This is a genomic window from Burkholderia sp. MSMB1589WGS (assembly GCF_001636105.1).
Classification (GTDB): domain Bacteria; phylum Pseudomonadota; class Gammaproteobacteria; order Burkholderiales; family Burkholderiaceae; genus Burkholderia; species Burkholderia humptydooensis.
On the sequence record NZ_LNJT01000007.1, the window covers coordinates 1,800,740 to 1,825,105 of the forward strand.

Consider the following 24,366-nt stretch of genomic DNA (forward strand, 5'->3'; position numbering starts at 1 on the left):
AACTCGCATAATCATATTAAACATATTTCAATTGTCGCATAACCTGCGCGTCTCTACGATGAGGGCTCGTTCATTTCCGAGACCCTTCCGATGAACCGCCCCGCCGATCTTCGCGCCGGCCCGGCCGCCGGGCGACCGCGCGCCGCCCCTGTCCCCGCGCCCACGCTCACGCCCGCACTCACCGTGTTCTTCTCGGCGACGGTCGGCGTGATCGTGCTCAATCTGTTCGCCGCGCAGCCGCTGACGGGGCCGATCGCGGCCGAGCTGCGGCTGCCCGCGGGCCTGACCGGGCTCGTTGCGATGCTGCCGCAGCTCGGCTACGCGGCAGGCCTCGTGCTGCTCGTGCCGCTCATCGACCTGCTCGAAAACCGCCGGCTCATCGTGACGACGCTCGCCGTCTGCGCGGCGACGCTCGCGCTACCCGCCGTCACGCGCTCCGGCGCCGTGTATCTGGCCGCGGTGTTCGTCGCCGGCGCGGCGTCGAGCGTGATCCAGATGCTCGTGCCGTTGGCGGCGTCGATGGCGCCCGACGAAAATCGCGGCCGCGCGGTCGGCAACGTGATGAGCGGCCTGATGCTCGGCATCCTGCTGTCGCGGCCGCTCGCGAGCCTGATCGCCGGCGCGGCGGGCTGGCGCGCGTTCTACGGCGCGGCCGCCGCCGCCGACATCGCGATCGCCGCGGTGCTCGCCGCGAGGCTGCCGCGGCGAGCACCGTCGCTGCCGACCCGCTATGCGGCGCTGCTTCGGTCGCTCTGGACGCTCGCGGCGACCGAGCGCGTACTGCAGCGGCGCGCGCTGTCCGCGGCGCTGTCGATGGGCGCGTTCAGCGCGTTCTGGACCGCGATCGGTCTGCGCCTCGCCGCTGCGCCCTTCGATCTCGGCTTGCACGGAATCGCGATGTTCGCGTTCGCCGGCGCGACGGGCGCGATCGTCACGCCGTTCGCCGGCTTGGCCGGCGACCGCGGCCGGGAGCGCGGCGCATTGCGCGGCGCGCACGTGGCGATGCTCGCCGCGTTGGCTGCGCTCGGCGTCGCGGGCGCGGGCTGGGCCGGGTTCGACGCGGCCGCGCATCCGGCGCTCGCGCTCGCGCTGCTCGTCACCGGCGCGGCGGCGCTCGATGCGGGCGTCGTCGCCGATCAGACGCTCGGCCGCCGCGCGATCAACCTGCTGAATCCCGCCGCGTGCGGGCGGCTCAACGGGCTCTTTGTCGGGCTGTTCTTCGTCGGCGGCTCGCTCGGCGCCGTGCTCGCCGGCGCGGCGTGGGCATGGGCGGGCTGGGGCGCGGTGTGCGCGGTGGGCCTCGCGTTTGCGGGCGCCGCGTTCGCGCTGGACTGGATCGGCTCGCGCGAACAGGCGACGCGCTGAAACGAAGAAGCCCCGCGCCGTAGCCGACGCGGGGCGTTTCGTTCTTTCATGCGGCGCTTCGCCGGCCCGCGCCCGCTCAGTGCCGCACAAGCGCCATCATCGCGCCGAAGCCGACGAACAGGCCGCCCGTCAGCCGGTTGAACGCCTTCGCGACATTCGCGCTGCGCAGCGTCACGCCGATCCGCGTGCCGAACGAGGCATAGACGATATACCAGCTCACCTCGATCACCGCGAACGTCGCGACAAGGATGCCGAACTGCGGCAGCGTCGGCGTGGACGCGTCGATGAACTGCGGCAGCAGCGCGGCGGCGAACAGGATCGCCTTCGGATTGCTGCCCGCGACGAGAAAACCGTTGCGAAAGAGCGCCCAGCGCGACACCGAGGCGACTGCGTCCGCACGGCCCGCGTGCGGCGCGACGTCGGCCGCGCCCGCCGCGGATTGCCCGTCGACGCGCGCGCGCCACGCCTTCACGCCGAGGTAGATCAGATACGCGGCGCCCGCGAAGCGCAGCGCGTCGAACATCGCGGGCCACGCCTCGAGAAATACGCCGAGGCCCGCGGCGGATACCGACAGCATCGCGACGAGCGCCGTCATGCAGCCCGCCATCGTCGCCGTCGAACGCCGCAGCCCGTGACGCGCACCGTGCGTCATCACGAGCAGCATGTTCGGACCGGGAATCGCCGACACGACGAACACCGTCGCGACGAACAGCCACCACGTATGCAGATTCATTGCCGCCCCGCTTTCGAAAATGAAATAGAAATGTCAATTATGCCGGGGAACGCGGGCCGCTGTCAGCCGCGGGGCAGCCGCGCGACGCATGCCGCATCACGCGCGCATCATCGCCCCGCACGGCGCGCCGCGACCTGGCCGAGCACCGCGAAATCCTTGTCGCCGTGGCCGTGCGCGACCGCTTCGATCAGGCTGTCGCGCACGACGCTCGCGACGGGCAGCGGCACCGACAGCGCGTCGCCCGCCTCGAGCGCGAGCCGCACGTCCTTCAGGCCGAGCCGCGCCTTGAAAAGCGCCGGCTCGTAGCGCGACTCGGCGATCATCGCGCCGTAGCCTTGATAAACGGGGCCGGGAAACACGCTGTTGGTGATCACGTCGAGATAGTCGTTCATCGCGACGCCGTGCGCGGCGAGGAGCGCCCCCGCCTCGCCCATCGTCTCGATGGCCGACGCGATCGTGAAGTTCGCCGCGATCTTCACCGCGTTCGCGTGCTGCGGCAGCGAGCCGAGCCGCCACGTCTTCTGGCCAATCGCGTCGAACGCGGGCTGCATCCGGTCGATCGCCTCCGCAGGCCCGGCCGCGATGATCGTGAGGCGCGCGGCTGCCGCGACGTGCGGGCGCCCCATCACGGGCGCCGCGACGTAGTGGATCGCCCGCTGCGCGTGCGCGTGCGCGAGCTGCTCGGCGAGCGCGACCGAAATTGTCGCCATGTTCACGTGAATGAGGCCGCGCGGCGCGTGCTCGAGGAGCGCCGCGTCGAACACCTCGCGCGCGGCCGCGTCGTCGGCGAGCATCGAGAACACCGCGTCGCCCGCGAACGCTTCGGCGACCGTCGCGACGTGCTGCGCGCCCAGCGCGACGAGCGGCGCGACACGTTCGGCCGAGCGGCTCCACACCCGAACGCGATGCCCCGCCTTCAGCAGATTCGCCGCGATCGCGCTGCCCATCTCGCCCGCGCCGATAAATCCGATGTCCATGTCGTGCTCCTTGTATTCGTCTTATTCGTCGAAAGCACGAGTAGAGCACAGGCGCGCGACATTTGCCGTTTCGCGGCAGCCATCGCGCGCGACGTGCGACAAGCGTGCGGCGGTGCGATACTGGGCCGATGGTCACCGTGACTTTCCGCTTCTACGAGGAGCTGAACGATTTCCTCGCGCGGCCGCTGCGCCGCCGCGAGTTCGAGCGCGCGTGCATGCGCGGCGCGAGCGTCAAGCACGCAATCGAGGCGCTCGGCGTTCCGCACACCGAAGTCGAGCTGATTCTCGTCAACGGCGAATCGGCGCCGTTCAGCCGCGCGCTCGAAGATGGCGACCGCGTCGCCGTCTACCCGACCTTCGAAGCGATCGACATCCGCCCGCTGCTGCGCGTGCGCGCCGCGCCGCTGCGCGTCACGCGCTTCATCGCCGACGCGCATCTCGGCGGGCTCGCGCAATTGCTGCGGCTGGCGGGCTTCGACACGCTGTACGACAACCACTACCCGGACGACCTGATCGAGGCAATTGCCGCGCGCGAAGCGCGGATCGTCCTCACGCGCGACCGCGAGTTGCTCAAGCGCCGCACGATCACGCACGGCTGCTACGTGCGCGCGCTGAAGCCGCAGGCGCAACTGCGCGAACTGTTCGACCGGCTCGATCTCGCCGGGGCCGCGCAACCGTTCCGGCTGTGCCTGTCGTGCAACGCGCCGCTGCGGCGCATCGATCCCGCCGAGGCCGAAGGCCGCGCGCCGCAAGGCGTGCTGCAGCGTCACACGCGCTTCGTCACCTGCGACGTCTGCCGTCGCGTGTTCTGGGAGGGCTCGCACTGGCGGCGCATGCGCGCGCTGATCGACCACGTGTCGCCGCCGAAGCCGCCGCACGCGTGACGCGTGCATCGGGCGCGGATCACGCGCGCAAAAAAACAAACCCCGCGTTCGCGAGAACGCGGGGTTTGTCGTCACGAACCGACGGCGACGCATGCGCCGCCGCCGACAGGCGCTTACTGCTGCGCGCCCTTGCCGTTCGTGCCGGCTGCCGACGCGGCTTCCGCCTTCGCCTTGGCCTTCGCCGAGCCGTGCTTCATCAGCTCGTGCTTCGCCTTGCTCTTGCCTTGCTTCGCAGCCGAAGCTGCCGCCGGTGCCGACGCTGCCGGTGCCGACGCTTGCGCGAACACGGAAGCCGAAGCGAATGCGATAGCGGCGGTTGCCACCGAAGCGATGATCTTCTTCATTGTTTTTCCTTGAATATCCAAACGGAAATATCCGGTTAATGACGATGCGTTGGAGCGCATCCGACGCCGGTGTTGTTCGAGATTCACGGCTCGCGCCTTACGTGACGTAAGGCTTTTGTCGGCATGAATGCTCGTGCGCCGGCTCTATAACGCAGCGCGTGCGCGCCGCGTTGACACGCCGTGCGCGTCTTTCGAGGTGATTCGAATATCGGCTCGAAAGATCAAATAGATAGCATGATCGGCAAATGATCTTTCAGATCTCGGTCAAATGCCGCGCATTGTTTTTTTGCGTGCGATTCGATGAGCGAGCGTGAATCGTGCAATTCGCACGGTCGACGTCGACAGAGACCGCGTGCCTTCATGCATGATACGGTGACGCACGACGCGATCACATTCGCCCGGCATTCGATTCGCTCGCGATACGCGCGACCTCGAATGGGCCGCGGCGAACGCTCGCAAGCGGTACGACGAGCCCGATCGAAAACAATTTTTAACACAAACGACGCGCATGCCTTGTTAGGCTCGCGACACGATCGGATTTTTCCTCTATCGTTTCGGCGCGCCGCCGTTCGCGCGACGTCGCGCATCGGACCGACGCGAAACGCATGGAATCCGGATGCGTTTTTGCCGAACGACTCACCTTGGATCGCCCATGAAATCGACTCAGATTCTCGCTAGCTGCGCGCTCGCCGGCACCGTGGCTGCGCTCGCCGGCTGCGCAGGCTCGCCCGCGAACGGCCCGCAGGCCGAATCGCCCAGCGGCCGGATCATCTACGTCGCATCGCCGCGCAGCCCGCGCGATGTTGAAAGCTGCCTGACGAGCCGCGTGCCGCAGGCGCGCGTCGCGCAACGCAACCCGACGACGGTCCTGATTGGCCCGTACTCGGCCGATTCGGACTGGACCGTCACGCTTGCACCCACCGCATCGTCCGGCACGAACATCGGCGTCTATCGCCCGCGCAGCGGCGACGGAGATCCGGAGGAGTCGGAACTGCGCTTCCACATCGCGCGCTGCGCGGTCTGATGCGCATCGCGCATCGCCGCAAGCGAGCGGCGCGCGATCGATGCCTTCACTGCGTCGCGGCTGCGCGCCGCGCACTTCGCCACGTCGCGCAGGTCACGAGCAGCAGCAGCAGCACGCCGATCAGCGCGAACGGCGCCTGCGGGCGCCAGTCGTACAGTGCGGTGCCGACGAGCGGTGCCACGATCATGCTGAGCCCCTGCGCGGCCGACATCGTGCCCGCACACGCGCCCTGCTCGCGCGCATCGACCGCCGCGCTCGCGAGCGCGCCCCAGCGCAGCCATTGCAGCGGCGCGATGCGCGGCAGCCGCGCAACCGCCGACTGCATCACGATCAGGCCGAGCCCCGCGCAGCCAAGCGCATAGCCGACGACGACCGCCGCGTGCCGCGCGTCGACGTGCAACCAATCGATCACGTAAAACCCGAGCGCGCTGTTCGCGATCGCGATGACGCTGTACAGCGCGAATGCGCTGAGCCACGGCCGCCGGATCCGCGCGTCGGTCATCTTGAGCCGCTGCGGCGCACCGCGCACCTCGCGCGGCCGCGCGTCGTCGAGACGGCCGAGCCCCGGCAGGCCCGCGAGCGGCAATAGCGCGAACACGGCGAGCGTCGCGGCGAGATCGTAACGGCCTATCCAGCCGGCGAGCGGCGGCGCGATCACCATGCCGATCGCGGTTCGCATCGCCGGCACGCGGCCGCGAATGTCCGCGGCGCGTCCCCAGCGACGCGCAGTCGCGATCCAGACGACTCCGACGACGGCGATGACCGCGCCGATATGCGACGCCTGCAGATGCAGCATCCGCGCGAGCGGCGCCGCGAGCGCGACGAACGCGTAGTTGCCCGCCATCATCGTGAAGTTCGCGATGAGGAGCGGCGTCAGCGGCAAGCCGGCGCGCTCGGCGGCGGCCGGGGTTTCAACGGAAGTCGTGGACATGAGGCTCCTGTTCGTTCGATGAATGGATGGCGCAACGCGCGCGCGGACGCGTCAACGCCGCGCAACGTGAGCGGCGACGAGCGCCGCTTCGGTCGCGTCCCAGCCGAGACAGGGATCGGTAATCGAGCAGCCGTAGCGCAGCACGCCGGCCCCATCGTCGAGCGACTGCCGCCCTTCTTCGAGAAAACTCTCGAGCATCACGCCGCGAATCGAGCGATTGCCGGCGCAGATCTGGTCGACGACGTCGTCGAGCACCGCGACCTGCCGCGCATGCTGCTTGTCGCAGTTCGCATGCGAGCAATCGACGACGACGTTCGTCGTCAGCCGGTTCGCGCGCAGCGCGTGCTCGGCCGCCGCGACGCTCGCGGCATCGTAGTTCGGGCCGTCGCGGCCGCCTCGCAGCACGAGGTGCGCGTATGGATTGCCATCGGTATGCAGCACGACCGGATAGCCTTCGCCGTGCAAGCCGACCGTTCTTGAATCCGACCGGCATCGGCAGCCCCGACGCCATCTCGCGATGCACCTGCGATTCGGACGTGCGCGCGCCGATCGCCGCCCAGCTCACGAGATCGCCGAGGTAGTGCGGCGTGACGAGATCGAGCGCCTCGATCGCGGCCGGCAGCCCGAGCGCGTTCACTTCGCACAGCAGCCGGCGTGCGGTCGCGAGCCTTTCGTCGATCCGATGGCTGCCGTCGAGGCGCGGATCGTTGATGAGCCCCTTCCAGCCGACCGTCGTGCGCGGTTTTTCGAAATACACGCGCATCACGACGCAGAACACGTCCCGCACCGCATCCGCGAGGCGCGCGAGATGCAGCGCGTAGTCGAGCGCTGCCTGCGGATCGTGGATCGAGCACGGTCCGACGATCGCGAGCCAGCGCGGATCGCGCTGCTCGAGAATCGCCTGCACTTGCCGTCGGCCAGCGTCGACGGTCGTCTGGATGGCAGCCGAGAGCGGATAGCGGCGGCGCAGCGCGGCGGGCGTCGGCAGCCGCATGCCGACCCGCTGCCGCGCGACGCTCGCGCGCGCCCCGGCCACGCCGCCGTTCGGGTACAGGGTGCTGTTTTGTTCGTCGGCACGATCGGCTTCGTCGGACTCGTCGGGCCGCACATCGCGAGACTTCTCGTCGGCGACGATCACCGCTACTACCTGCCGGGCGGCATGCTCGCGGGCGCAATCATGCTGTCGGGCGCGTCGATCCTCAGCAAAACGCTCATCAGCGGCCTCGTGCTGCCGGTCGGCATCATCACCGCGCTCGTCGGCGTGCCGCTTTTCATGACGCTGATCAGTCGGCGCAGACGCGATGGCTGAGTTGCGAATCGACCGTCTGAGCGTCGCGTATGGCCGCCGCGCGATCCTAGACGAACTCACGCTGCGCCCGATCGAGCCGGGCTGTATGGTGGCGGTGCTGGGGCCGAACGGCGTCGGCAAATCGACGCTGCTGCGCGCAATCGCGCGGCTCGTGCGCGCACGCGGCTCGGTCTCGCTCGATCGCGTCGACCTGCTGCGCGGCTCGCGGCGCGAGCACATGCGGCGCGTCGGCTATCTCCCGCAAACACTGCCCCAGGCGTCGACGCTCCTCGTCTACGAGGCAGTCAGCGGCGCGCTGCGCGCGACGTGCGGCGGGCTGTCGAGCGCCGAGCACGACGCGCGGCTGCAGGCGGTGTTCGAGCAGTTACGCCTGCACCGGCTCGCGATGAAGCCGCTCGACAGCCTGTCGGGCGGCCAGCGCCAGATGGTCGGCCTCGCGCAGGTACTGGTGCGGCACACGCCGCTCCTGCTGCTCGACGGGCCGACGAGCGCGCTCGACCTGCGCTGGCAATTGCTCGCGCTGGAAGCGATGCGCGACGCGGCAAGCCGCCGCGCGGCGATCGTCGTCGTCGCGATGCACGATCTGAATCTCGCATCGCGCTTCTGCGACCGGATGGTGCTGCTCGGGCCGGACGGCGTGCTGGCGGATGGCTTGCCGTTCGAAGTGCTCGAACCGGCGCGCTTGCGGCGCGCGTATGCGGTCGATGCGCGGGTCGAACGCACTTCGGAGGGGGAGCACCTCGTACTCGTCGAGCGGGCGGTTCCTGGCGTCGATTACGAGACGACGGGCCGGTAAGCGCGGCCGCGTTGTCCGGGCTTTTCATCGGCATGCGCGCGGCGGAGATGCGCGCATGCACGCTTCGCTCTCTTCGGCGTCTTTTCCTTGTGCATATCGATTCGCATCTCCGCTGCGGATCGCGCTGCTTGGCGACGGAAGCAATCTACATTCAGCCGCGCAACGTCACGTTTTCCGCCAGCCCGTTTCTGTGCGCCTCCGTGAACGTTCGATGGCTGCGAGCTCGCTCGAATCCGAATCGACGCGACGACGCATCGGCACGCCTTTCTCCATCCAGTCGATTCGAACCGAACACAGTTCTCATCAACCCTGCCAATGCGGCTTTGTTCGATTCGACTCGTCGACTGCTTTCGGCGTCGACACAAGCGCCGTCGGCCGTTTTGTCTCCAATTCTTTTAATTATACGTAGTAGAAGTTAACAAAAGCGGCTCTTTCCTGTGGACAACCCGGGTTTTCCCTGACGGATCAGAGCGGCATCAATTCCATAACTGTATCGGCTGTGCGTGAATATCCGCCGCGAGCAAAGGACAACTTCGATGCGTCCGGAAGCAAGGTCGGTTTTATCAAGATTTGGTCCACAGGCTGGGCGACGAGTTATCCCAAGGATTTCCAGGGCTGGGCGTGGATAACTCTTGTTCTTCGCACGCAGGCCCAATGTTTTCCTGTGTTTGCATTCGCTTTTACAGCCGCTTCAAGTCGACGCGCACGAACCCGGCATTCAGTCGAACGAGCCCGAAAAGCGGAGCCGAATCAGCGCTCCCAGCGCTTGCCGAACGACACCGTCGCTTCGCACATGCAGCCGATCAACACGCCGACTATCCCGATGAACGTGACCGTAGTCCCGAGCGACGAGAGCGCCGACGCATCGGGCGCGCGAATCTCGACGCCGAACGCCGCGAGCAACCCGAACAGCATCGCGCCGGCGCACGCGATCGCATAACCGCGCATCAGCTTCGGATAGCGCGCGTGGCGCGGCCCGAATGCGCGAAAGAGCGCATAGCCGAAACAGAACCAGTAGACGGCCGCAGGCAACCCGGTAGACGCAACCCAACCGCTGTCGATCGTCATGATCGGACTCCGTGAATGTCGTCGTTCGGATGGCGCGTGCGATCGGGGTATCGTGCACGACGCTGCGTGCTCGCGCGCCCATAGTTTCTTTTACTAAAATTAAGACAAATACAGGAACATCCACTCGCGAACAGCCACTAGCATAGCGCCAAATACCAGACTCCGACCGGGGGGCATCTGTTCATGCATGCTGGAGACAACGCTCGATGCATCCACCGATTCGCCGCGCGAACCGATACGCGCGCACCACGCCCGCCATCGCCGCCGAGCGCCGACCGCGCCGCGCGACGTCATGCACCGCTTCACCGCGTGTTGTTCGCCCTATCTTCCACTTGAGTCACGCCGGCTCGCGCAAGCGGGACGTCCGCACCGCGCGCGCCTGAAGCGCTGCCCGCGCGCCTTCGCGCAGCCGATTCACATCCTGCTCGCCGTCCTCGAGACGACGCGAGGCATACGCACGGCGCCGACGCATGCGTTGCCGATTTCACAAACTCAAAGGAGACATCCCGATGCAGAAAGGAAGTACGGAAACCGACCTACACCGAGGGCTCGGACAACGACAGATGCGCCTGATCGCGCTCGGCGCCGCGATCGGCGTCGGCCTTTTCCTCGGCTCGGCCAATGCGATCAAGATGGCGGGGCCCGGGATCATCCTGTCGTACATCATCGGCGGCGCCGTGATCTTCGTGATCATGCGCGCGCTCGGCGAGATGGCCGTGCACGAGCCGGTCGCCGGCTCGTTCAGCCGCTACGCGCGCAACTACCTCGGGCCGCTCGCTGGCTACCTGACGGGCTGGAACTACTGGTTCCTCTGGCTCGTCACCTGCATCGCCGAAATCACGGCGGTCGGCATCTACATGGGCATCTGGTTCCCGGACGTGCCGCGCTGGATCTGGGCGCTCGCCGCGCTGGCCGCGATGGGCTCGGTGAACCTGCTCACCGTGAAGGCATACGGCGAGTTCGAATTCTGGTTTGCGCTGATCAAGGTGGTGACGATCGTCGTGATGATCGCGGCCGGCATCGCGATGATCGCCTTCGGCATCGGCAATCACGGCGTGCCGATTGGCATCTTGAACCTCTGGGCGCACGGCGGCTTCTTCCCGAACGGTGCGCAGGGCGTGCTGATGTCGATGCAGATGGTGATGTTCGCGTACCTCGGCGTCGAGATGATCGGGCTGACGGCGGGTGAAGCGGAGAATCCGCAGAAGACGATTCCAGGCGCGATCAATTCGGTGTTCTGGCGCATCCTGCTCTTCTACGGCGGCGCCCTCTTCGTGATTCTGTCGATCTACCCGTGGAACGAGATCGGCACGCAAGGCAGCCCGTTCGTGATGACGTTCGAGCGGCTCGGCATCAGGACGGCCGCGGGCATCATCAACTTCGTCGTGCTGACGGCGGCGCTTTCGTCGTGCAACGGCGGCATCTTCAGCACGGGGCGCATGCTGTACAACCTCGCGAAGCAGGGCCACGCGCCGCGCACGTTCGGCGAGGCGACGGCAAGCGGCGTGCCGCGCCGGGCGATTCTTGTTTCGATGGTGGCGCTGCTGGTGGGCGTGCTGCTCAACTACCTGGTGCCGGAGAAGGTGTTCGTCTGGGTGACGTCGATTTCGACGTTCGGGGCGATCTGGACGTGGGGCGTCATTCTCGTCACGCAGATGAAGTTTCGCGCGAGCCTCGCGCCGGCGGAGGAGCGCGCGCTGCGGTTCCGGATGCCGTTCTGGCCGTATGGGTCCTGGGTGGCGCTCGCGTTTCTCGTGCTCGTGGTCGGGTTGATGGCTTATTTTCCGGACACGCGGGTCGCGCTTTATGTCGGGCCGGCTTGGCTCGTGTTGCTCGTGGTGCTGTATTACGCGTTGAAGCTCGAACCGGAGGGTGGGAAGGCGGCGGGGTTGGAGCGCAGGTATGGGCGCGGTTGATTGATTCGCGAAGGAGAGCGGCGCGAAGTGGTTTGCGATGGCCGGTTGCGTGGGCTGCTGTGCGGTTCGGCGCGCTGCTCTGTTGAGTGTTTTGAGGAGGTCTTAGCCGGCCAAATCGAGTAGGGTGAGGGGTTACCCCCTCAGCCCTCTCACACCACCGTACGTGCGGTTCCGCATACGGCGGTTCAGTTAATGCTCTGGAGGCGATCCACCGTCCGACGGATCGAGACCAGTCCCCGTGCATCGAAGTAGGCATTGGGTAACGCCTGCTTCAAATGGTGAGAACCGGCGTTCCACCAAGGTCCTCGCCCGTTCACGCTCGATTTCCATGCCCGCTCCGGGCGTAGGCCCAGTGCGATCATGTTGCGCTCTCGGGTTCGGGGGCGCTTCCACTGCCGCCAGATCAGGCAGCGCAAACGCCTTCGCAACCATCCGTCCAGCCCCTCCAGCCGCTTGTGCTGCTGGCTGAGCCGGAAGTAATTTGCCCACCCCCGTAGGACCGGGTTGAGCTTCCGGATCGTCTGCTCAAGGGACCCGCTTCTTCCCTTCAACGTCAGATCCCGCACCCGCGTCATCAATCGCTTGATGCTTTCCGGTGCAATCCGGATCTGTGCTTGACCCAACCTCACCGCCACCCGGTATCCCAGGAACTTCCGCGTGCTCGGCCGCGCCACCGCACTCTTGGCCTCGTTCACGCGCAGCTTCAAGACCTTCTCGAGATAGGCCCTGATTCTCGCCATGACGCGCTGTCCTGCTTGTTGGCTGCCAACGTAGATGTTGCAGTCGTCAGCGTACCGGCAGAACGCCAGCCCTCGGCTCTCCAGCCTCCGATCCAGATCACTCAGCAATATATTCGACAGTAGCGGGGACAGCGGGCCGCCTTGCGGCGTGCCCTCCGTCCTCGCACGCGTCACGCCGTGCGCCATCATCCCCGCTTCGAGGAAGCGGCGAATCAGCTTCAGCGTCACTTTGTCTTTTACATGCCTCGCAACCCGGCCCATCAGCACATCATGGTTGACTCGATCGAAGAACTTCTCCAAATCGATATCGACCACCCAATGCCGACCACCCTGAACATAGGCTTGCGCCTGACGCACCGCGTCCAACGCACTCTTGCCCGGTCGGAATCCGTAACTACTCGCCGAGAACGTCGGCTCCAAGATCGGTTGCAATACTTGGTGCAGCGCTTGCTGGATCAGTCGGTCCACCACGCTTGGCACGCCCAGCGTCCTCACCCCGCCTTGCGGCTTCGGTATGTCCGCCCGGCGTACCGCCTGCGGTACGTACCGCCCTTCCAGCAGCGCCTGCTTCACACTCGGCCAGTGCATCTTGAGCCAGTCACCAAGGCCTTCCACGCTCAGCCCATCTACCCCGGCTGAACCCTGGTTCCTCAGCACCCGGCGGTATGCTCGCCTCATGTTGCCGCGTTCCACGACGCGCTCCATCAGCGCGTCGCCCTCCGATTTCGTTTGCCCAGATGTCGCCGTGCCCGTCTCCGCACCCCGCACGCAGCCCGGTGGCTTCCGGCCACCCCTCGCGTGCTCGGCCACTGTCTCCAGCGCTTCTGCATCCATAACAGGCTTCGAGATCATCCGTCCTACTCTCGGCATTCACTGTTCCGGCCTTCGGTCCCGGTCCTCTTCGGCTCTCCGCCTTCGCCTTGACCTACTATGCCTTCTGCTGACTTCTGCTTCCGCGTCCCGCCGCCTCTCGACCTCGGTAGCTGGCCTTACCGCGCCAGCACAGAAACAGATCTCCCCGGGTATTGCGCACTCACCTTCACGCTTATGCCTGTCGGATCTACGTAACAACGTCGGTGCAAGTTTCGGGCTTCGGTGAATTGGGACACCTTACCCAGTCGCTACGCCTCATATCCGCTTCCTGTTCGTCAGGCCAGCGCTTTGCCTCCCAGCTTCCTTCAGACTCCCAGTCACCCGGGAAACCCTTGCCTTCGGCTAACTCTTCCCCTTGCCGGGCGAGTAGAGGACTTTCACCTCCCAGTGAGTGCGCCCTGCCGGGCGCACACAAAAAAAGGGCTTGGCCATTCGGCCAAGCCCTTTGAATTCTTTGGTGGAGCGGAGGAGGATCGAACTCCCGACCTTCGCATTGCGAACGCGACGCTCTCCCAGCTGAGCTACCGCCCCTCACCAACAGCCGATGATAATACATCACATCATCAGCACTTGACAACAGATTTGCGCCGATTATTTCGACGGCGCGCCGGCCAGCACCCACTGAACGACCGAGCGCACGTCGGCATCGCTCATCCGCGGGTGCGCGGGCATCGGGATCGCGCCCCACACGCCCGAGCCGCCGTCCTTCACCTTCTTCGCAAGCTTCGGCACCGCCTGCTGATCGCTCTTGTATCGCTCGGCGATCTGCCGGAACGACGGCCCGACGAGCTTCCGGTCCACCGCGTGGCAGCCCATGCACGCGTTGCTGCGCGCGACCCTCAGGCCATCGCCGACATCCGCACGCGCCGGCGCGGCCACCATCGCGCCGCCAAGCACCACAATCGAAGCAACGGCACCGCCCATCATCCTTTTCACGTACTTCGCCACCATCACGGCGTCCCCGCCTTCGGATTGCCCGGATGCACGTTCGTCGAATTGGAGACCGGCGCGGGCGTCTGCAGCGGCGTCGCGGTGACGCTCGAATCCGGCACCGCGCCGACCGTCGCGCCTTCGGCGGCCGTCGCGGGCGCGGCGGCCGCCGACGCGCCGCTCGCGGGCGTCGCCGCCGTCAGCGCCTGGGCTTCCTGCGGCTTGATGTACTGGAACACCTTGACGACCTTCTCGACGCCCGGCACACGGCTCGCGACGTCCGCGCCGCGGCTGCCTTCGTCGGTCGTCACGAGACCCATCAGATAAACGTTGCCGCGCTCGCACACCACCTTGTAGTTGTTCGCGGAGATGCCCTTCTCGGCGATCATCGCGGTCTTCACGCGGCCTTCGAGATACGAGTCGTTCGCCCGGTCCGACAGCGAACTCGCCGGCCCGACCCCGAGCTCGTTGACGATCGCGTTCACGTTGTTGATCCCGCGGACGATCTCTTCGGCGCGCTGCTTCGCGGCGTCGCTCGGCACTTCGCCCGTCAGCAGCACGCGGCGGTTGAACACCGTCACGTTCACGTGCGAGCCGTCCGGCAGCCCGTTGTTCATCTGCGTCAGCGCCTTCACCTGGATCTCGCGATCCTCGGTCTGCGCGCCGAGCGTGCGGCGATCGGTCGCGACGAGCGCGCCGCCGCCCGCCGCCGCGCCGGCAACTGCCAGCACGCAGCCTTGCAGCGTTGCGGCCAGGCCGGCCGACAGGCCGATCACGAGCGTAGTTCTGACTAGCGTCTGTCTGACGCGGCTGTTACTCATCGACGGCTCTCCTTCGAATCAATCCTCGCCCAGCAGCATCGCGTCGATGCCGTCGCACAGGCAATGGATGGTCAGCAGATGGACTTCCTGGATGCGCACCGCCCGCTCGGACGGCACGCAGATCTGAATATCGGTGTCGGCAAGCGACGCGCCCAGGCGTCCTCCACCGTTGCCCGTCAGCGCGATGACGATCATCTCGCGCTCGCGCGCCTCCTCCACGGCGGCCAGCACGCGCGGCGATTCGCCGAGCGGATCGAGCACGAGCAGCACATCGCCCATCTGGCCGAGCGTGCGCACTTGTTGCGCGAAGATCTGATCTCCGTCGCCCCCGGTGCCGGAGCGGCTCGCATCGGTGTGGAGCGCGAGCCCGGGCAGGCCGGGACGCTCGCGCTCGAATCCGCCGATCAGCGCGGCGGCCAGCCGCTCGCTCGCGGCGGCCGACGGGCCGTCGCCGCATGCGACGATCTTGTTGCCGTTCGCGAGCGCCATGAACATCGCGTCGACGGCCGCCGCGATCGGCAGGGACAGCGCGTCAAGCGCTTCGTGAACGAGCGCGGCGCTGTCGCGGATATGTTGCTGAATACGTTCGACTGACATCGATTCCTAATCGGGTACTGCGCGCGTGGTCTGCGTCGCGCGGCATCGTGAGTGCGGCGAGTTTACCGCACTCCGCCCCCGCCGCCCGAGCGTCGCCGCATCTCCTTACATCTCGACACAAGCTAAGCGGGTTCGTCGGCGCGAAACGCGTCGCGCAGCCACTCGAGCCGGCCGCCCTCGAACGCGACGACGTCGAAGCGGCACGCGCTCGCGCCGCCCGTGCGCGCCCAGAACGCATGCGCCGCGTGCAGGAGCCGCATGCGCTTGCGCGCGCCGATGCTCGCCGCCGCACCGCCATAGCGGCCGCTCGTGCGCGCGCGCACTTCGACGAATACGAGCGTGCCGTCGCGCTCGCGCATCACGAGGTCGATTTCACCGCCGCGCACGGTCACGTTGCGCGCGACGAGCGCGAGCCCAGCGCGCTCGAGGAAGCGCTGCGCGCGCGTCTCGAACGCGGCGCCGACGACGCGCCCAGACCCGGCCGCCTTCGAAAAGCTGTTGCGCGGCGCGGCTTCGGCATCGCCCGCCTCCTGCCGCGACGCGCGCGCGTGGCACAATGCGGGGCTTCTTCCGTTTGCGCCGCGTGCGGGCGCCTTTCGTGTCATGACTTCCCTCCTCGATCTCGCGCAGGCGCAGCACTATCCGACGGGCGCCCTCTACGTCGTCGCGACGCCGATCGGCAACGCCGCCGACATCACGCTGCGCGCGCTGCACGTGCTCGCGCTCGCCGACCGCATCGCCGCCGAGGACACCCGCAACACGGGCCAACTGCTCGCGCGCTACGGAATCTCGAAGCCGCTCGTCGCCGTGCACGAGCACAACGAGCGCGCGGCCGCCGCGAAGCTGATCGATCACCTGCGCGCAGGCGAGCGGATCGCGTATGTGTCGGACGCCGGCACGCCCGGCATTTCCGACCCCGGCGCGAAACTCGTCGACGCCGTGCGCGCCGCCGGCTTCGGCGTGATCCCGCTGCCGGGCGCGAACGCGGCCGCCGCTGCGCTCAGCGTGGCGGGCGCCTGGGCGGGCGCATTCACGTTCGCGGGCTTTCTGCCGCCGAAGCCGAAGCAGCGCGACGCGGCGCTCCAGCCGCTGAAGACGCATCCATACGCACTTGTGTTCTACGAAGCGCCGCACCGGATCGTCGAGACGGTCGAGGCGCTCGCGGCGACGCTCGGCGGCGACCGCCGGCTGCTGATCGCGCGCGAGCTCACCAAGCTACACGAGGAGCTGTTCGAGGGCACGCTGGCCGAAGGGCCAACGTGGCTGCGCGCGGACGCGAACCGGCAGCGCGGCGAGTTCGTGCTCGTCGTCGAGGGCGCGCCGCAGGACGAGCGCGACGATGACGAACGCGCGCACGACGCGCTGCTCAAGCTGCTGCTCGACGAAGTGCCGGTCAAGAGTGCGGCGAAGCTCGCGGCGGCGCTGACGGGCGCGTCGCGCAACGCGCTCTATGCGCGCGCGCTCGCGCTGAAGAAAGAAGAAGAGGAGTAAGGATTCGCCGCACAAGCGAAAGGGGCCGCATGAAGCGGCCCCTTTCGCATGCGTTCGATCGTCGTCCGGGCGGCCGATGCGCCGCCCTTGCCGCGATTACTTCGTGAGGTTCGACGCGAGCGTCTCGTCGCGCGCGACGCGCGCCTCTTCGGGCGACAGCCCCTGGATCTTCACGCGCGCAGTGCCCGCGTGGACGAGGCCGATCACCTTCGCCGCTGCATATGACAGATCGAGGATCCGGCCGCGCGAGAACGGTCCGCGATCGTTGATCTTCACGACAACAGACTTGCCATTCGCCTGGTTCGTCACGCGCACGTATGACGCGAGCGGTAGCGTGCGGTGCGCGGCCGTGAGCTCGTTCATGTTGAAGCGTTCGCCGTTCGCGGTGCGGCGGCCGTGAAAGCCCTTGCCGTACCACGATGCGCGCCCCGTCTGGCGGAAATCCGAAACGTCCGCGGCGTCGATCGGCTTCGCGTCCGCAAGCGACGGACGCGATGCGTCCTGCGAGCCGGCGGCGGGCATCGAAGCGAGCGCCGTGTCGAAGTTCAGCGGCGCGCCCGCCGATTCCTTATTGTTGTTGGCCGCGCCTGACGCGGCCGTGCGCAGCGCGTCCTTCGCCGCGGCGCCTTTCGCCTGTTCGGAAGTCGGTGCGTTCGGCGGCACCGCGCAGCCCGTCAGCGCGAAAAATACAGCTAGAGTCCCGAGGTGTCTCGGTAATCGAAATCTCATCGACGTGTCGCCTGCTTGTACGGATCGCGTCGCCACGAATGCGATCCGGACGGACATGCATGCCCCAGTCGCGCTCGCGCGCGGGCGGCTTGCATCTGGCGCGGCTCACGTTCTGCCGCAACCGGTCCTGATTAGCTTTCACGTCTGGCGCAACCTGTCCCCGGCAGCCTGACCAGACCCCACATGCCGCCAATCGAACATGGCTTCCACGTTCGTGCGCATCGTGAACTCAAACGCGCAGGAACGGCGGCATAGGCCTCATCCGGCGTCGCGGCAGCAGGGCCGCAGCGGGCGCGTTGCGCCCGGCCGGACAAGACGTGAGCACCGACGAATCGGCACTGGATGCACCGCCGGACAACCGGCGGCTCTTGCATTGACGGCGTCACGGAAACCGGAAGAAAACAGGTTCCGAACGCCCACTGACGGCGTGGTCTTCCACGCACACTGGGCCGCATTATACATAAACGAAAACAGTCGCCTCAAAAACGACCGCTTCCGATGATTGATTCTCTCTATGATCGAAACAATCGACATTGAACCGGTGCGCGCGGCGGGCGATCCATCGGCCCAGTACAATCGGGGCTTTTAGCCGCCGCTCGCGCCATGAAAGTCACGCTCATTCCGGTCACGCCGTTCCAGCAGAACTGCTCGCTGCTCGTTTGCGAGAAGACAGGGCGCGCCGCCGTCGTCGATCCCGGCGGCGATCTCGAACTGATCGAGCAGGAAGTTGCCCGGCAGAGCGTGCAGGTCGAGAAGGTGCTGCTCACGCACGGTCACGTCGACCATTGCGCGGGCGCGAAGCGGCTCGCCGCGCATTACGGCGTGCCGATCGAGGGGCCGCACGAGGACGAGCGCTTCTGGATCGAGAAGCTGCCGATGCAAAGCGAACGCTTCGGCTTTCCGGCCGCCGAAGCGTTCGAGCCGGACCGCTGGCTCGACGATGGCGATACCGTGACGTTCGGCGAAGAGACGCTCGAGGTCTATCATTGCCCAGGACACACGCCGGGCCACGTCGTGTTCTTCAGCCGCGCGCATCGGCTCGCGATCGTCGGCGACGTGCTGTTCGCCGGCTCGATCGGCCGCACCGACTTCCCTCGCGGCAACCACGCGGACCTGATCCGCTCGATCCGCGAAAAGCTCTGGCCGCTCGGCGACGACGTCACGTTCGTGCCCGGCCACGGCCCCGTGTCGACGTTCGGCAACGAGCGCCGCACGAATCCGTTCGTCGCAGACGGGGTGGCGGGATGAGCGCCGCGCCGATGCCGATCCGCGAAATCTACGTGAGCACCGACGTCGAGGCGGACGGCCCGATCCCGGGCCCGCATTCGATGCTGAGCTTCGCGTCCGCCGCGTTCACCGAGGACAAGCAGTTGATCGCGACCTTCTCCGCGAATCTCGAGCTGCTGCCGGGCGCGGCGGCTCACCCGGTGCAGGATGCCTGGTGGAAGACGCAGCCCGAAGCGTGGGCCGCATGCCGTCGCGATTTGCAGGCGCCGGAGGCGGCGCTCGCCGCGTACGTCGAATGGGTCGAGGCGCTGCCCGGCAAGCCCGTGTTCGTCGCGATGCCGGCGGGCTTCGATTTCACGTTCATGTTCTGGTACATGATGCGCTTCACCGGGCGCTGCCCGTTCTCGTGGTCGGCACTCGACATCAAGACGCTCGCGTTCGCGATCACGGGCCTGCCGTACCGGAAGGCGATCAAGCCGCGCTTCCCGAAGCACTGGTTCGACGACCATCCGCACACGCACATCGCGCTCGACGACGCGATCGAGCAAGGCGCGCTCTTCTGCAACATGCTCGCCGACCTGCGCGCGCTGCAGACGGCGAAGGCGTCGGCGCCGCCCGTCGAAGAAGCTGACGAATCAGCACAAAATGCCGCCGACGGCCCGAGAAATTAGCGAATATCGCTCGTTTCAACGGCCTCAGATTGCCTTTCTTTTCACCCGCCTCTACCATTGCCAAATGATGTAGCCGCTTTGGAGGCGCAGGTGACCCTCGATACCTTTTCGCAAAAAATCCTTCGCCTGTTGCAGCTCGACGCGCGCCGCTCCGTGCAGGAGATCTCCGATCAGGTCGGCCTCTCCAGCACGCCGTGCTGGCGCCGCATCAAGGATATGGAGCAGTCCGGCGTGATCCAGCGCTACACCGCCCTCCTCGATCGCGAGAAGCTCGGGCTCCATATCTGCGCGCTCGCGCACGTTCACCTGACCCGCCACAACGAAGGCGGCGTCGAGCAGTTCGAGCGGGAGATCGCGACCTGCCCCGAGGTGACCGAGTGCTACAGCACGACGGGCGAGGCCGATTACATCCTCAAGATCGTCGCCCCGGACATCAAGGCCTACGACATCTTCCTGCACGAGCGGATCTTCAAGATTCCTGCCGTTTCGCAGGTGCGCACGAGCGTCGTGCTGCGCGAGATCAAGTTCGATACGCAGTTGCCGCTCTGACGCGGGCTCAGTCGGGTTCGAGCAGGTTCAGGCGGCTTCGGCGCCGCCCGCGCCGCGTCGCGCTCGACCCGATCAGAACGGCCGGCCGACCGCCGCCGCGTCGCTCGACACGAGCGCGCGCGAAATGCTGAGGCGTCGCGCGCCGAACAGCCGCTTCAATGCTTCGATGTCCAAACGAGCGGCCGGATCGTGGTCGCCCTCCCGATCCCCGCTTGCGCCCGGCGCAAGCGTGATGTCGATTTCGAGCCCCGTGCTCAGGTAGTGCAGGTTGATCGTGCTCGCCTTCAGCCCCGCCTTCTCGAGCGCCGTCTCGATCTGCCCTTCGATCCGATCGCGCGGCGGCAGGTCGAGCACCGTGCGGCGCGCAACGTCGTGCTCGGGGTCGACGTGAATCAGCGCGTCGAGCACGCGCCGGTCGGTGAGCGCGCGCGCGCGCACGGCCTCCGCGATGTAGTGCCCCTCGGAGACGGACATCATCGGATCGACGAGGATATGCGCATCGACGAGCGCCGAATCGCCCATCTTGCGCGTGCGCAATTCGTGCACGTCGCGCACGCCGGGCGTCGATACGATGAGCGCGCGGATCTCGGCCGACGCGTTCTCGTCGAGCGCGCGATCCGACAGATCCTGCAGCGCGTCCCAGCCGAACGTCCAGCCCATCCGCGCGACCATGAAGCCGACGATCGCCGCGGCAATCGGGTCGAGAAGACGCACGCCGGCAAGACTGCCGACGATGCCGATCGCGACGACGAGCGACGACGCGGCGTCCGAACGCGCATGCCATGCATTCGCAACGAGCATCGCCGAGCGCACGCGCTGCGCCTCGCGCAGCATGTAGCGGAACAGCCCCTCCTTCGACAGCAGCACGACCACCGCGACCGCGAGCGCGCTCGCGTGGACGGGCGGGATGTTTTCGAGATGCACGAGCCGGTCGCCCGCGCGCCACAACATCCCGACGCCGACCGCGATCAGGATTGCGCCGAGAAAGAATGAAGCAACCGTTTCATAACGGCTGTGGCCGTAATTGTGGTCGGCGTCCGGTTTTGCGCCGCTATGCCGGTTGGCGAGCAGTACCACAAAATCGGAAACCAGATCCGACAAAGAGTGGACGCCATCGGCAATCAAAGCCTGGGAATGCGCAATAACACCGACGACCACCTGCAGCGTCGCCAGAATCACGTTGAGGACGATGCTGACGAATGTACTCTTGCGGGCGACGACCTGTTTTTCCGACGCCAGGTCGTCATTTGAAAACGTAGACATGAAATATCGAATGCGGCAAAGGACACCGCAATTCTATCAAGCCGGACTTGAAAGCGCGCGACGCGGGCTCAAAAAAAACAAGCAAAATCAACTGCTTATGGAAACGCAACGCATTTTCATTTAGCATCAACATGACACTTTTATGACAAATGCCGGGCGCGGCGCCCGGCATTCAAAACACAAAAGGCCACGTTCTCCTCGAAAGGGCGTGGCCTTTTGTGTTTGGCGGGCAGGTTGCGCTCAGATTGCGAATTGCTCGCGATTCTTGCCGGCGATCCAGCGAGGAGGCTTCCCGCGGCCTGACCAGGTCGCGCCGGATTCCGGGTCGCGGTATTTCGCCGCGACACCGGCGCGGGGACGACCCGCCTTTCCAGCTTTGCCACGCCCGAGACCGAGTTCTGCGAGCGTGAAACCGTAATCGGCGATCTTTTGCTTGACGTCGCCCAATACCTCCGCGTATTCGCGCGACTTGGCTTCTTCGATCTGCTTCTCCAGCTTCTCTCGCTGAGCGAGAAGGTCCTTGTAAGAAGACATAAATTCCCTTTTATCTGACCAAATGGCGCCGATCTTGAGCCGGCTTGCCATCTTAACTAACGATGCCTCGGATAATTGGATCAAAGGTTAGCACAAAAAAGAATTCAGTGAATACCGCATCGCAGAAAATAAATGTTGTACTTTGTGATTTGATTGTTCAAATTGACCAGCATCCGCTTCATTTGCAATTATCGCCAGTCTTACAAGTGGATTGGCAAAATTCAGGACATATTTTAAGCTCGCAAACTGCGCAATTGATCCGAACAATCGAAATTGGAAGTTTTCATGAAACGAAAGGTTCCGTTGATTGAAAGCATGGACGCCGTCTTATCTCGTTTAATACGCTCACAATGTGCGGAATCGCTCATAATCGGCACAACCGCTTTACGTGAGCGAAACGGCGGCGACCTCGCGCAGCGCCGCGGACAACGCTTCGGCATCCATTTTCGGCGCGTCGAACGGCGTGCGGCGCCTGCGCCCGTTCAAGCGCCAGTCCGCGCCGTAACGGTCGACGCCGAGCAGCTCGAGCCCCGCGCGCCGCTCCGGCGACGCGTCGTACTCGTCCCATAGCGCGCGCTCGTCGTCACAGCCGACGGGCGCGAGCGCGTCCAGCTCGGTTGCGTCGAGCCATCCCATCCGCCCGAATCCGCCGATATAGCGCAGCCGCTCGCACGCGAGCGCCCAGAACGTGAAGTCGCCGAGCGCGAGATAGCGCTCGCCGTCCGGGTGATAGCGCAGATAGCGCGCGGTCACGTGCGGATCGGCGCCAGCCGGCTCGAAGCGGCCGACGAGCGTGGCGCGCTCCGCCTCGAGCACGCTGTCCGCCGCGCCCGCCGCGTCGCCCAAGCCGTCGACGACGAGAAACCCGGCGCGCGGATCGGCCGCGAGATTGCGCGTATGCTCGGCGAGCCCGCTCACGAGCACGATCGGCCGGTGCCGCGCGTCGACCGCGTACGGCACCACGGTCGGATACGGATAGCCTTCGGGCGCGCGCGCGTGCGTCGCGAGCGTGCCGAGCGCATTGCGGTGAAGCAAATGAAGCGGTAAGGCGGCGGAAATGTTCACGTGCGCAATCCTTGCTTGCAAGAGCGAAACGTTGGTCGCGCCGGCGCAACCGTCCGCGCCGGGCGCACGTCAAGCATGCGCCCGGCGGCATCTCGTGCGCAACCCGGCAGCGCAAGCGAGATGCTCCGCGCTCCGCTAGAATCGGCGCTGTTTTCGTTAAGTGTCGCGTAAGCTTTGCAAGCTGTTCGCAACCGCTCTCCCTTCCTTCGCCCAGCTTCCCCGTGCCCGACCAGTCACCCGATCTCGCTTCGCCCGCCTCCGGCCATCGCCGGCTTCCCGCCTCCACCCGTCAGCGCGCGAGAGCGGCAACGATGGCGCTCTTCTTCGTCGCAGGCATGATGTATGCCTCGTGGGGCGTGCACGTGCCGACGGTGCGCGACAAGTTCGCGCTGTCGCCCGCGCTGCTGTCGTTCGCACTCCTCGCGGTCGCGATCGGCTCAATCGTCGCGATGACGACCAACGCGCGCTGGATCGCGCGCGTCGGATCGCGCACCGCGTGCCTCGCGGGCGGCCTCGCGATGTCCGCGTGCGGCGCGCTGATCCTCGTCGTGCCGACCTACCCGCTGCTGCTCGCGGTGCTCGCGCTGTTCGGCTTCTCGATGGCGACGCTCGACGTCGCGATGAACGCCGAGGCAAGCGCCGTCGAATCGGCATTCGGCAAGCCGATCATGTCGATGCTGCACGGGATGTTCAGCGTCGGGGGGATGGCGGGCGCGGCGGCGGGCGGCGCGCTGCTGTCGGCCGGCATGGCGAGCGCCGTGCATCTCGCGCTCGCCGCGCTCGTGAGCGCGCTCGTGCTCGGGCTCGCGTGCCCGGCCGTGCTGCCGCACGCGCCGCACGCGGCCGCCGCGCACGGCGGCCCGCGCGCGAACCGCTGGCGCTCGCCTGCGCTGTGGGCGCTCGGTGCGATCGCACTCGTCGCGTTGATCGCCGAAGGCGCGATGTACGACTGGGCGACTGTTTACATGCGCGACGTCGTCCTGGCGTCGCCGGCGTTCTCGAGCGCCGCCTATGCGGCGTTCTCGGGCGGCATGGCCGCCGCGCGCTTCGCGGGCGATGCGGTCCGCGCACGTTTCGGCGCGCCGCAGCTCGTCTGCGCGAGCGCGACGCTCGCATGCGTCGGCATGATCGGCGCGCTCGCGCTGCCGTATCCTGTCGTCGCGCTCATCGGCTTCACGCTGATGGGCCTCGGCCTCGCCAACATGATGCCCGTGCTGTTCGCCGCCGCCGCGCGGGTCGAAGGCATCCATGCGGCCGAAGGGCTCGCGCACGTCGCGGGGCTCGCGTACTTCGGGATGCTGTTCGGGCCGGTTGCGATCGGCGCGGTCGCGCAGGCGGCCAACCTGTCGGTCGGGCTGTCGATTGTTGCGCTGTGCGCGGCGCTCGTCGCAATCGTCGCGCCGAAGGCGTTGAGCCGGCTGAAGATCTGACCCGGCAATCGGCGAGCCCGCGAGGCGACGCCCCGGCGCAGCGGCGGAACGGCGTTCAATCGGCCATCGGCCGCCGCGCGCATCGCGCGCTTTCCGCAT

General features: G+C 66.7%; 26 protein-coding genes, 1 tRNA gene and 2 pseudogenes. 12 read left to right on the plus strand and 17 right to left on the minus strand.

What is annotated here, in order from left to right:
- Positions 1-90 precede the first annotated feature (90 nt).
- On the plus strand, positions 91-1,365 hold the full coding sequence (locus WT16_RS16235; RefSeq protein ID WP_063533689.1) for an MFS transporter: 1,275 nt from the start codon (positions 91-93) through the stop codon (positions 1,363-1,365).
- A gap of 76 nt (positions 1,366-1,441) precedes the next feature.
- On the opposite strand, the gene WT16_RS16240 is transcribed toward WT16_RS16235, so the two are convergent.
- Together WT16_RS16240 and WT16_RS16245 are read right to left on the minus strand one after the other, a co-directional pair.
- Positions 1,442-2,098, minus strand: coding sequence for a LysE family translocator (locus WT16_RS16240; protein WP_006023774.1), 657 nt, complete (start codon positions 2,096-2,098; stop codon positions 1,442-1,444).
- A 107-nt stretch (positions 2,099-2,205) separates the two neighbouring features.
- Complete coding sequence (locus WT16_RS16245) at positions 2,206-3,075, minus strand: NAD(P)-dependent oxidoreductase (protein WP_063533690.1); 870 nt, start codon at positions 3,073-3,075, stop codon at positions 2,206-2,208.
- Between the two features lie 128 nt (positions 3,076-3,203).
- On the opposite strand from WT16_RS16245, the gene WT16_RS16250 reads away from it, so the two are divergent.
- Positions 3,204-3,959, plus strand: coding sequence for a Mut7-C RNAse domain-containing protein (locus WT16_RS16250; RefSeq protein ID WP_006023776.1), 756 nt, complete (start codon positions 3,204-3,206; stop codon positions 3,957-3,959).
- 113 nt (positions 3,960-4,072) lie between these two features.
- Here the strand turns inward: WT16_RS16250 and WT16_RS34445 are convergent, their stop codons facing one another.
- The gene (locus WT16_RS34445) at positions 4,073-4,303 is read right to left on the minus strand and encodes a hypothetical protein (RefSeq protein ID WP_063533691.1); all 231 of its coding nucleotides are present in this window, start codon (positions 4,301-4,303) and stop codon (positions 4,073-4,075) included.
- A 652-nt stretch (positions 4,304-4,955) separates the two neighbouring features.
- Here WT16_RS34445 and WT16_RS16260 point away from each other — a divergent pair.
- The gene (locus WT16_RS16260; RefSeq protein WP_006023779.1) at positions 4,956-5,327 is read left to right on the plus strand and encodes a hypothetical protein; all 372 of its coding nucleotides are present in this window, start codon (positions 4,956-4,958) and stop codon (positions 5,325-5,327) included.
- A gap of 46 nt (positions 5,328-5,373) precedes the next feature.
- On the opposite strand, the gene WT16_RS34965 is transcribed toward WT16_RS16260, so the two are convergent.
- The 3 genes and pseudogenes from WT16_RS34965 to WT16_RS35410 form a co-directional block, all read right to left on the minus strand.
- A complete protein-coding gene (locus WT16_RS34965; protein WP_231892071.1) occupies positions 5,374-6,258 on the minus strand; it encodes a hypothetical protein in 885 nt (294 codons plus the stop codon).
- Positions 6,259-6,309: 51 nt separating this feature from the next.
- Positions 6,310-6,699 carry a hypothetical protein gene (locus WT16_RS35405; RefSeq protein ID WP_269447542.1) on the minus strand — a complete coding sequence of 130 codons (390 nt, stop codon included), beginning with the start codon at positions 6,697-6,699 and terminating at the stop codon, positions 6,310-6,312.
- 85 nt (positions 6,700-6,784) lie between these two features.
- A pseudogene (locus WT16_RS35410) lies at positions 6,785-7,252 on the minus strand (3-deoxy-7-phosphoheptulonate synthase); the annotation flags it as partial.
- Between the two features lie 63 nt (positions 7,253-7,315).
- Between WT16_RS35410 and WT16_RS31485 the strand changes: the two are divergent.
- Both WT16_RS31485 and WT16_RS16275 read left to right on the plus strand, forming a co-directional pair.
- A pseudogene (locus WT16_RS31485) lies at positions 7,316-7,567 on the plus strand (iron chelate uptake ABC transporter family permease subunit); the annotation flags it as partial.
- Positions 7,560-8,363, plus strand: coding sequence for an ABC transporter ATP-binding protein (locus WT16_RS16275; protein ID WP_063533692.1), 804 nt, complete (start codon positions 7,560-7,562; stop codon positions 8,361-8,363). The pseudogene WT16_RS31485 and the gene WT16_RS16275, both read left to right, overlap by 8 nt.
- Before the next feature lie 750 nt (positions 8,364-9,113).
- Here the strand turns inward: WT16_RS16275 and WT16_RS16280 are convergent.
- A complete protein-coding gene (locus WT16_RS16280) occupies positions 9,114-9,431 on the minus strand; it encodes a hypothetical protein (RefSeq protein WP_006023783.1) in 318 nt (105 codons plus the stop codon).
- A 509-nt stretch (positions 9,432-9,940) separates the two neighbouring features.
- Here WT16_RS16280 and WT16_RS16285 point away from each other — a divergent pair.
- Entirely contained in the window at positions 9,941-11,347 is a 1,407-nt protein-coding gene (locus WT16_RS16285) for an amino acid permease (protein ID WP_059934781.1), read from the plus strand.
- Positions 11,348-11,532: 185 nt separating this feature from the next.
- On the opposite strand, the gene ltrA is transcribed toward WT16_RS16285, so the two are convergent.
- The 6 genes from ltrA to WT16_RS16315 form a co-directional block, all read right to left on the minus strand.
- Positions 11,533-12,939 (minus strand): group II intron reverse transcriptase/maturase, encoded by a 1,407-nt coding sequence (gene ltrA / locus WT16_RS16290; RefSeq protein WP_082262312.1) that lies wholly within the window; start codon positions 12,937-12,939, stop codon positions 11,533-11,535.
- A gap of 476 nt (positions 12,940-13,415) precedes the next feature.
- Positions 13,416-13,491, minus strand: a tRNA-Ala gene (locus WT16_RS16295).
- 60 nt (positions 13,492-13,551) lie between these two features.
- On the minus strand, positions 13,552-13,914 hold the full coding sequence (locus WT16_RS16300) for a c-type cytochrome (RefSeq protein WP_197486476.1): 363 nt from the start codon (positions 13,912-13,914) through the stop codon (positions 13,552-13,554).
- Positions 13,911-14,711, minus strand: coding sequence for a BON domain-containing protein (locus tag WT16_RS16305; RefSeq protein ID WP_043281834.1), 801 nt, complete (start codon positions 14,709-14,711; stop codon positions 13,911-13,913). Before WT16_RS16305 ends, WT16_RS16300 begins: the two co-directional genes overlap by 4 nt.
- A gap of 18 nt (positions 14,712-14,729) precedes the next feature.
- Positions 14,730-15,308 carry an SIS domain-containing protein gene (locus WT16_RS16310; RefSeq protein WP_063533694.1) on the minus strand — a complete coding sequence of 193 codons (579 nt, stop codon included), beginning with the start codon at positions 15,306-15,308 and terminating at the stop codon, positions 14,730-14,732.
- A gap of 122 nt (positions 15,309-15,430) precedes the next feature.
- Positions 15,431-15,865: a YraN family protein gene (locus tag WT16_RS16315; RefSeq protein WP_015601782.1), complete on the minus strand. Its 435-nt coding sequence runs from the start codon at positions 15,863-15,865 to the stop codon at positions 15,431-15,433.
- A 46-nt stretch (positions 15,866-15,911) separates the two neighbouring features.
- Here WT16_RS16315 and rsmI point away from each other — a divergent pair, with 46 nt between their 5' ends.
- The gene (rsmI, locus tag WT16_RS16320; RefSeq protein WP_015601962.1) at positions 15,912-16,799 is read left to right on the plus strand and encodes a 16S rRNA (cytidine(1402)-2'-O)-methyltransferase; all 888 of its coding nucleotides are present in this window, start codon (positions 15,912-15,914) and stop codon (positions 16,797-16,799) included.
- Between the two features lie 96 nt (positions 16,800-16,895).
- Here rsmI and WT16_RS16325 read toward each other — a convergent pair whose 3' ends face one another.
- Positions 16,896-17,528, minus strand: a complete 633-nt coding sequence (locus WT16_RS16325; protein WP_009913888.1) for a septal ring lytic transglycosylase RlpA family protein — start codon at positions 17,526-17,528, stop codon at positions 16,896-16,898.
- A 603-nt stretch (positions 17,529-18,131) separates the two neighbouring features.
- Between WT16_RS16325 and WT16_RS16330 the strand changes: the two genes are divergently transcribed.
- The 3 genes from WT16_RS16330 to WT16_RS16340 all read left to right on the plus strand — a co-directional run bounded on the left by WT16_RS16330 (position 18,132) and on the right by WT16_RS16340 (position 19,975).
- Entirely contained in the window at positions 18,132-18,776 is a 645-nt protein-coding gene (locus tag WT16_RS16330; protein WP_063533695.1) for an MBL fold metallo-hydrolase, read from the plus strand.
- Complete coding sequence (locus WT16_RS16335; protein ID WP_015601404.1) at positions 18,773-19,426, plus strand: hypothetical protein; 654 nt, start codon at positions 18,773-18,775, stop codon at positions 19,424-19,426. The genes WT16_RS16330 and WT16_RS16335 overlap by 4 nt, the downstream gene beginning before the upstream one ends.
- Positions 19,427-19,516: 90 nt before the next feature.
- The gene (locus tag WT16_RS16340; RefSeq protein ID WP_004195771.1) at positions 19,517-19,975 is read left to right on the plus strand and encodes an Lrp/AsnC family transcriptional regulator; all 459 of its coding nucleotides are present in this window, start codon (positions 19,517-19,519) and stop codon (positions 19,973-19,975) included.
- 72 nt (positions 19,976-20,047) lie between these two features.
- Here the strand turns inward: WT16_RS16340 and WT16_RS16345 are convergent, their stop codons facing one another.
- Positions 20,048-21,238 (minus strand): cation diffusion facilitator family transporter, encoded by a 1,191-nt coding sequence (locus WT16_RS16345; protein WP_063533696.1) that lies wholly within the window; start codon positions 21,236-21,238, stop codon positions 20,048-20,050.
- A 240-nt stretch (positions 21,239-21,478) separates the two neighbouring features.
- On the minus strand, positions 21,479-21,772 hold the full coding sequence (locus WT16_RS16350; protein WP_015600403.1) for an H-NS histone family protein: 294 nt from the start codon (positions 21,770-21,772) through the stop codon (positions 21,479-21,481).
- 62 nt (positions 21,773-21,834) lie between these two features.
- Here WT16_RS16350 and WT16_RS31500 point away from each other — a divergent pair, with 62 nt between their 5' ends.
- Positions 21,835-22,083, plus strand: coding sequence for a hypothetical protein (locus WT16_RS31500; RefSeq protein WP_009913893.1), 249 nt, complete (start codon positions 21,835-21,837; stop codon positions 22,081-22,083).
- A gap of 73 nt (positions 22,084-22,156) precedes the next feature.
- Here the strand turns inward: WT16_RS31500 and WT16_RS16355 are convergent, their stop codons facing one another.
- The gene (locus tag WT16_RS16355) at positions 22,157-22,837 is read right to left on the minus strand and encodes a pyridoxamine 5'-phosphate oxidase family protein (RefSeq protein ID WP_063533697.1); all 681 of its coding nucleotides are present in this window, start codon (positions 22,835-22,837) and stop codon (positions 22,157-22,159) included.
- Positions 22,838-23,058: 221 nt separating this feature from the next.
- On the opposite strand from WT16_RS16355, the gene WT16_RS16360 reads away from it, so the two are divergent.
- Positions 23,059-24,267, plus strand: coding sequence for an MFS transporter (locus WT16_RS16360; RefSeq protein WP_063533698.1), 1,209 nt, complete (start codon positions 23,059-23,061; stop codon positions 24,265-24,267).
- The last annotated feature ends 99 nt before the right edge of the window (positions 24,268-24,366 follow it).

What these genes read in the sequence shown, in the direction of transcription:
- WT16_RS16345 (WP_063533696.1), bottom strand. Translation starts at nt 21,238, where the DNA reads ATGTCTACGTTTTCAAATGACGACCTGGCGTCGGAAAAACAGGTCGTC.
- WT16_RS34445 (WP_063533691.1), bottom strand. Translation starts at nt 4,303, where the DNA reads ATGAAGAAGATCATCGCTTCGGTGGCAACCGCCGCTATCGCATTCGCT.
- WT16_RS16240 (WP_006023774.1), bottom strand. Translation starts at nt 2,098, where the DNA reads ATGAATCTGCATACGTGGTGGCTGTTCGTCGCGACGGTGTTCGTCGTG.
- WT16_RS34965 (WP_231892071.1), bottom strand. Translation starts at nt 6,258, where the DNA reads ATGTCCACGACTTCCGTTGAAACCCCGGCCGCCGCCGAGCGCGCCGGC.
- WT16_RS16325 (WP_009913888.1), bottom strand. Translation starts at nt 17,528, where the DNA reads ATGAGATTTCGATTACCGAGACACCTCGGGACTCTAGCTGTATTTTTC.
- ltrA (WP_082262312.1), bottom strand. Translation starts at nt 12,939, where the DNA reads ATGATCTCGAAGCCTGTTATGGATGCAGAAGCGCTGGAGACAGTGGCC.
- WT16_RS16250 (WP_006023776.1), top strand. Translation starts at nt 3,204, where the DNA reads ATGGTCACCGTGACTTTCCGCTTCTACGAGGAGCTGAACGATTTCCTC.
- WT16_RS16330 (WP_063533695.1), top strand. Translation starts at nt 18,132, where the DNA reads ATGAAAGTCACGCTCATTCCGGTCACGCCGTTCCAGCAGAACTGCTCG.
- WT16_RS31500 (WP_009913893.1), top strand. Translation starts at nt 21,835, where the DNA reads ATGCCTCGGATAATTGGATCAAAGGTTAGCACAAAAAAGAATTCAGTG.
- rsmI (WP_015601962.1), top strand. Translation starts at nt 15,912, where the DNA reads ATGACTTCCCTCCTCGATCTCGCGCAGGCGCAGCACTATCCGACGGGC.
- WT16_RS16335 (WP_015601404.1), top strand. Translation starts at nt 18,773, where the DNA reads ATGAGCGCCGCGCCGATGCCGATCCGCGAAATCTACGTGAGCACCGAC.
- WT16_RS16280 (WP_006023783.1), bottom strand. Translation starts at nt 9,431, where the DNA reads ATGACGATCGACAGCGGTTGGGTTGCGTCTACCGGGTTGCCTGCGGCC.
- WT16_RS16305 (WP_043281834.1), bottom strand. Translation starts at nt 14,711, where the DNA reads ATGAGTAACAGCCGCGTCAGACAGACGCTAGTCAGAACTACGCTCGTG.
- WT16_RS16350 (WP_015600403.1), bottom strand. Translation starts at nt 21,772, where the DNA reads ATGTCTTCTTACAAGGACCTTCTCGCTCAGCGAGAGAAGCTGGAGAAG.
- WT16_RS16285 (WP_059934781.1), top strand. Translation starts at nt 9,941, where the DNA reads ATGCAGAAAGGAAGTACGGAAACCGACCTACACCGAGGGCTCGGACAA.
- WT16_RS16275 (WP_063533692.1), top strand. Translation starts at nt 7,560, where the DNA reads ATGGCTGAGTTGCGAATCGACCGTCTGAGCGTCGCGTATGGCCGCCGC.
- WT16_RS16235 (WP_063533689.1), top strand. Translation starts at nt 91, where the DNA reads ATGAACCGCCCCGCCGATCTTCGCGCCGGCCCGGCCGCCGGGCGACCG.
- WT16_RS16245 (WP_063533690.1), bottom strand. Translation starts at nt 3,075, where the DNA reads ATGGACATCGGATTTATCGGCGCGGGCGAGATGGGCAGCGCGATCGCG.
- WT16_RS16310 (WP_063533694.1), bottom strand. Translation starts at nt 15,308, where the DNA reads ATGTCAGTCGAACGTATTCAGCAACATATCCGCGACAGCGCCGCGCTC.
- WT16_RS16260 (WP_006023779.1), top strand. Translation starts at nt 4,956, where the DNA reads ATGAAATCGACTCAGATTCTCGCTAGCTGCGCGCTCGCCGGCACCGTG.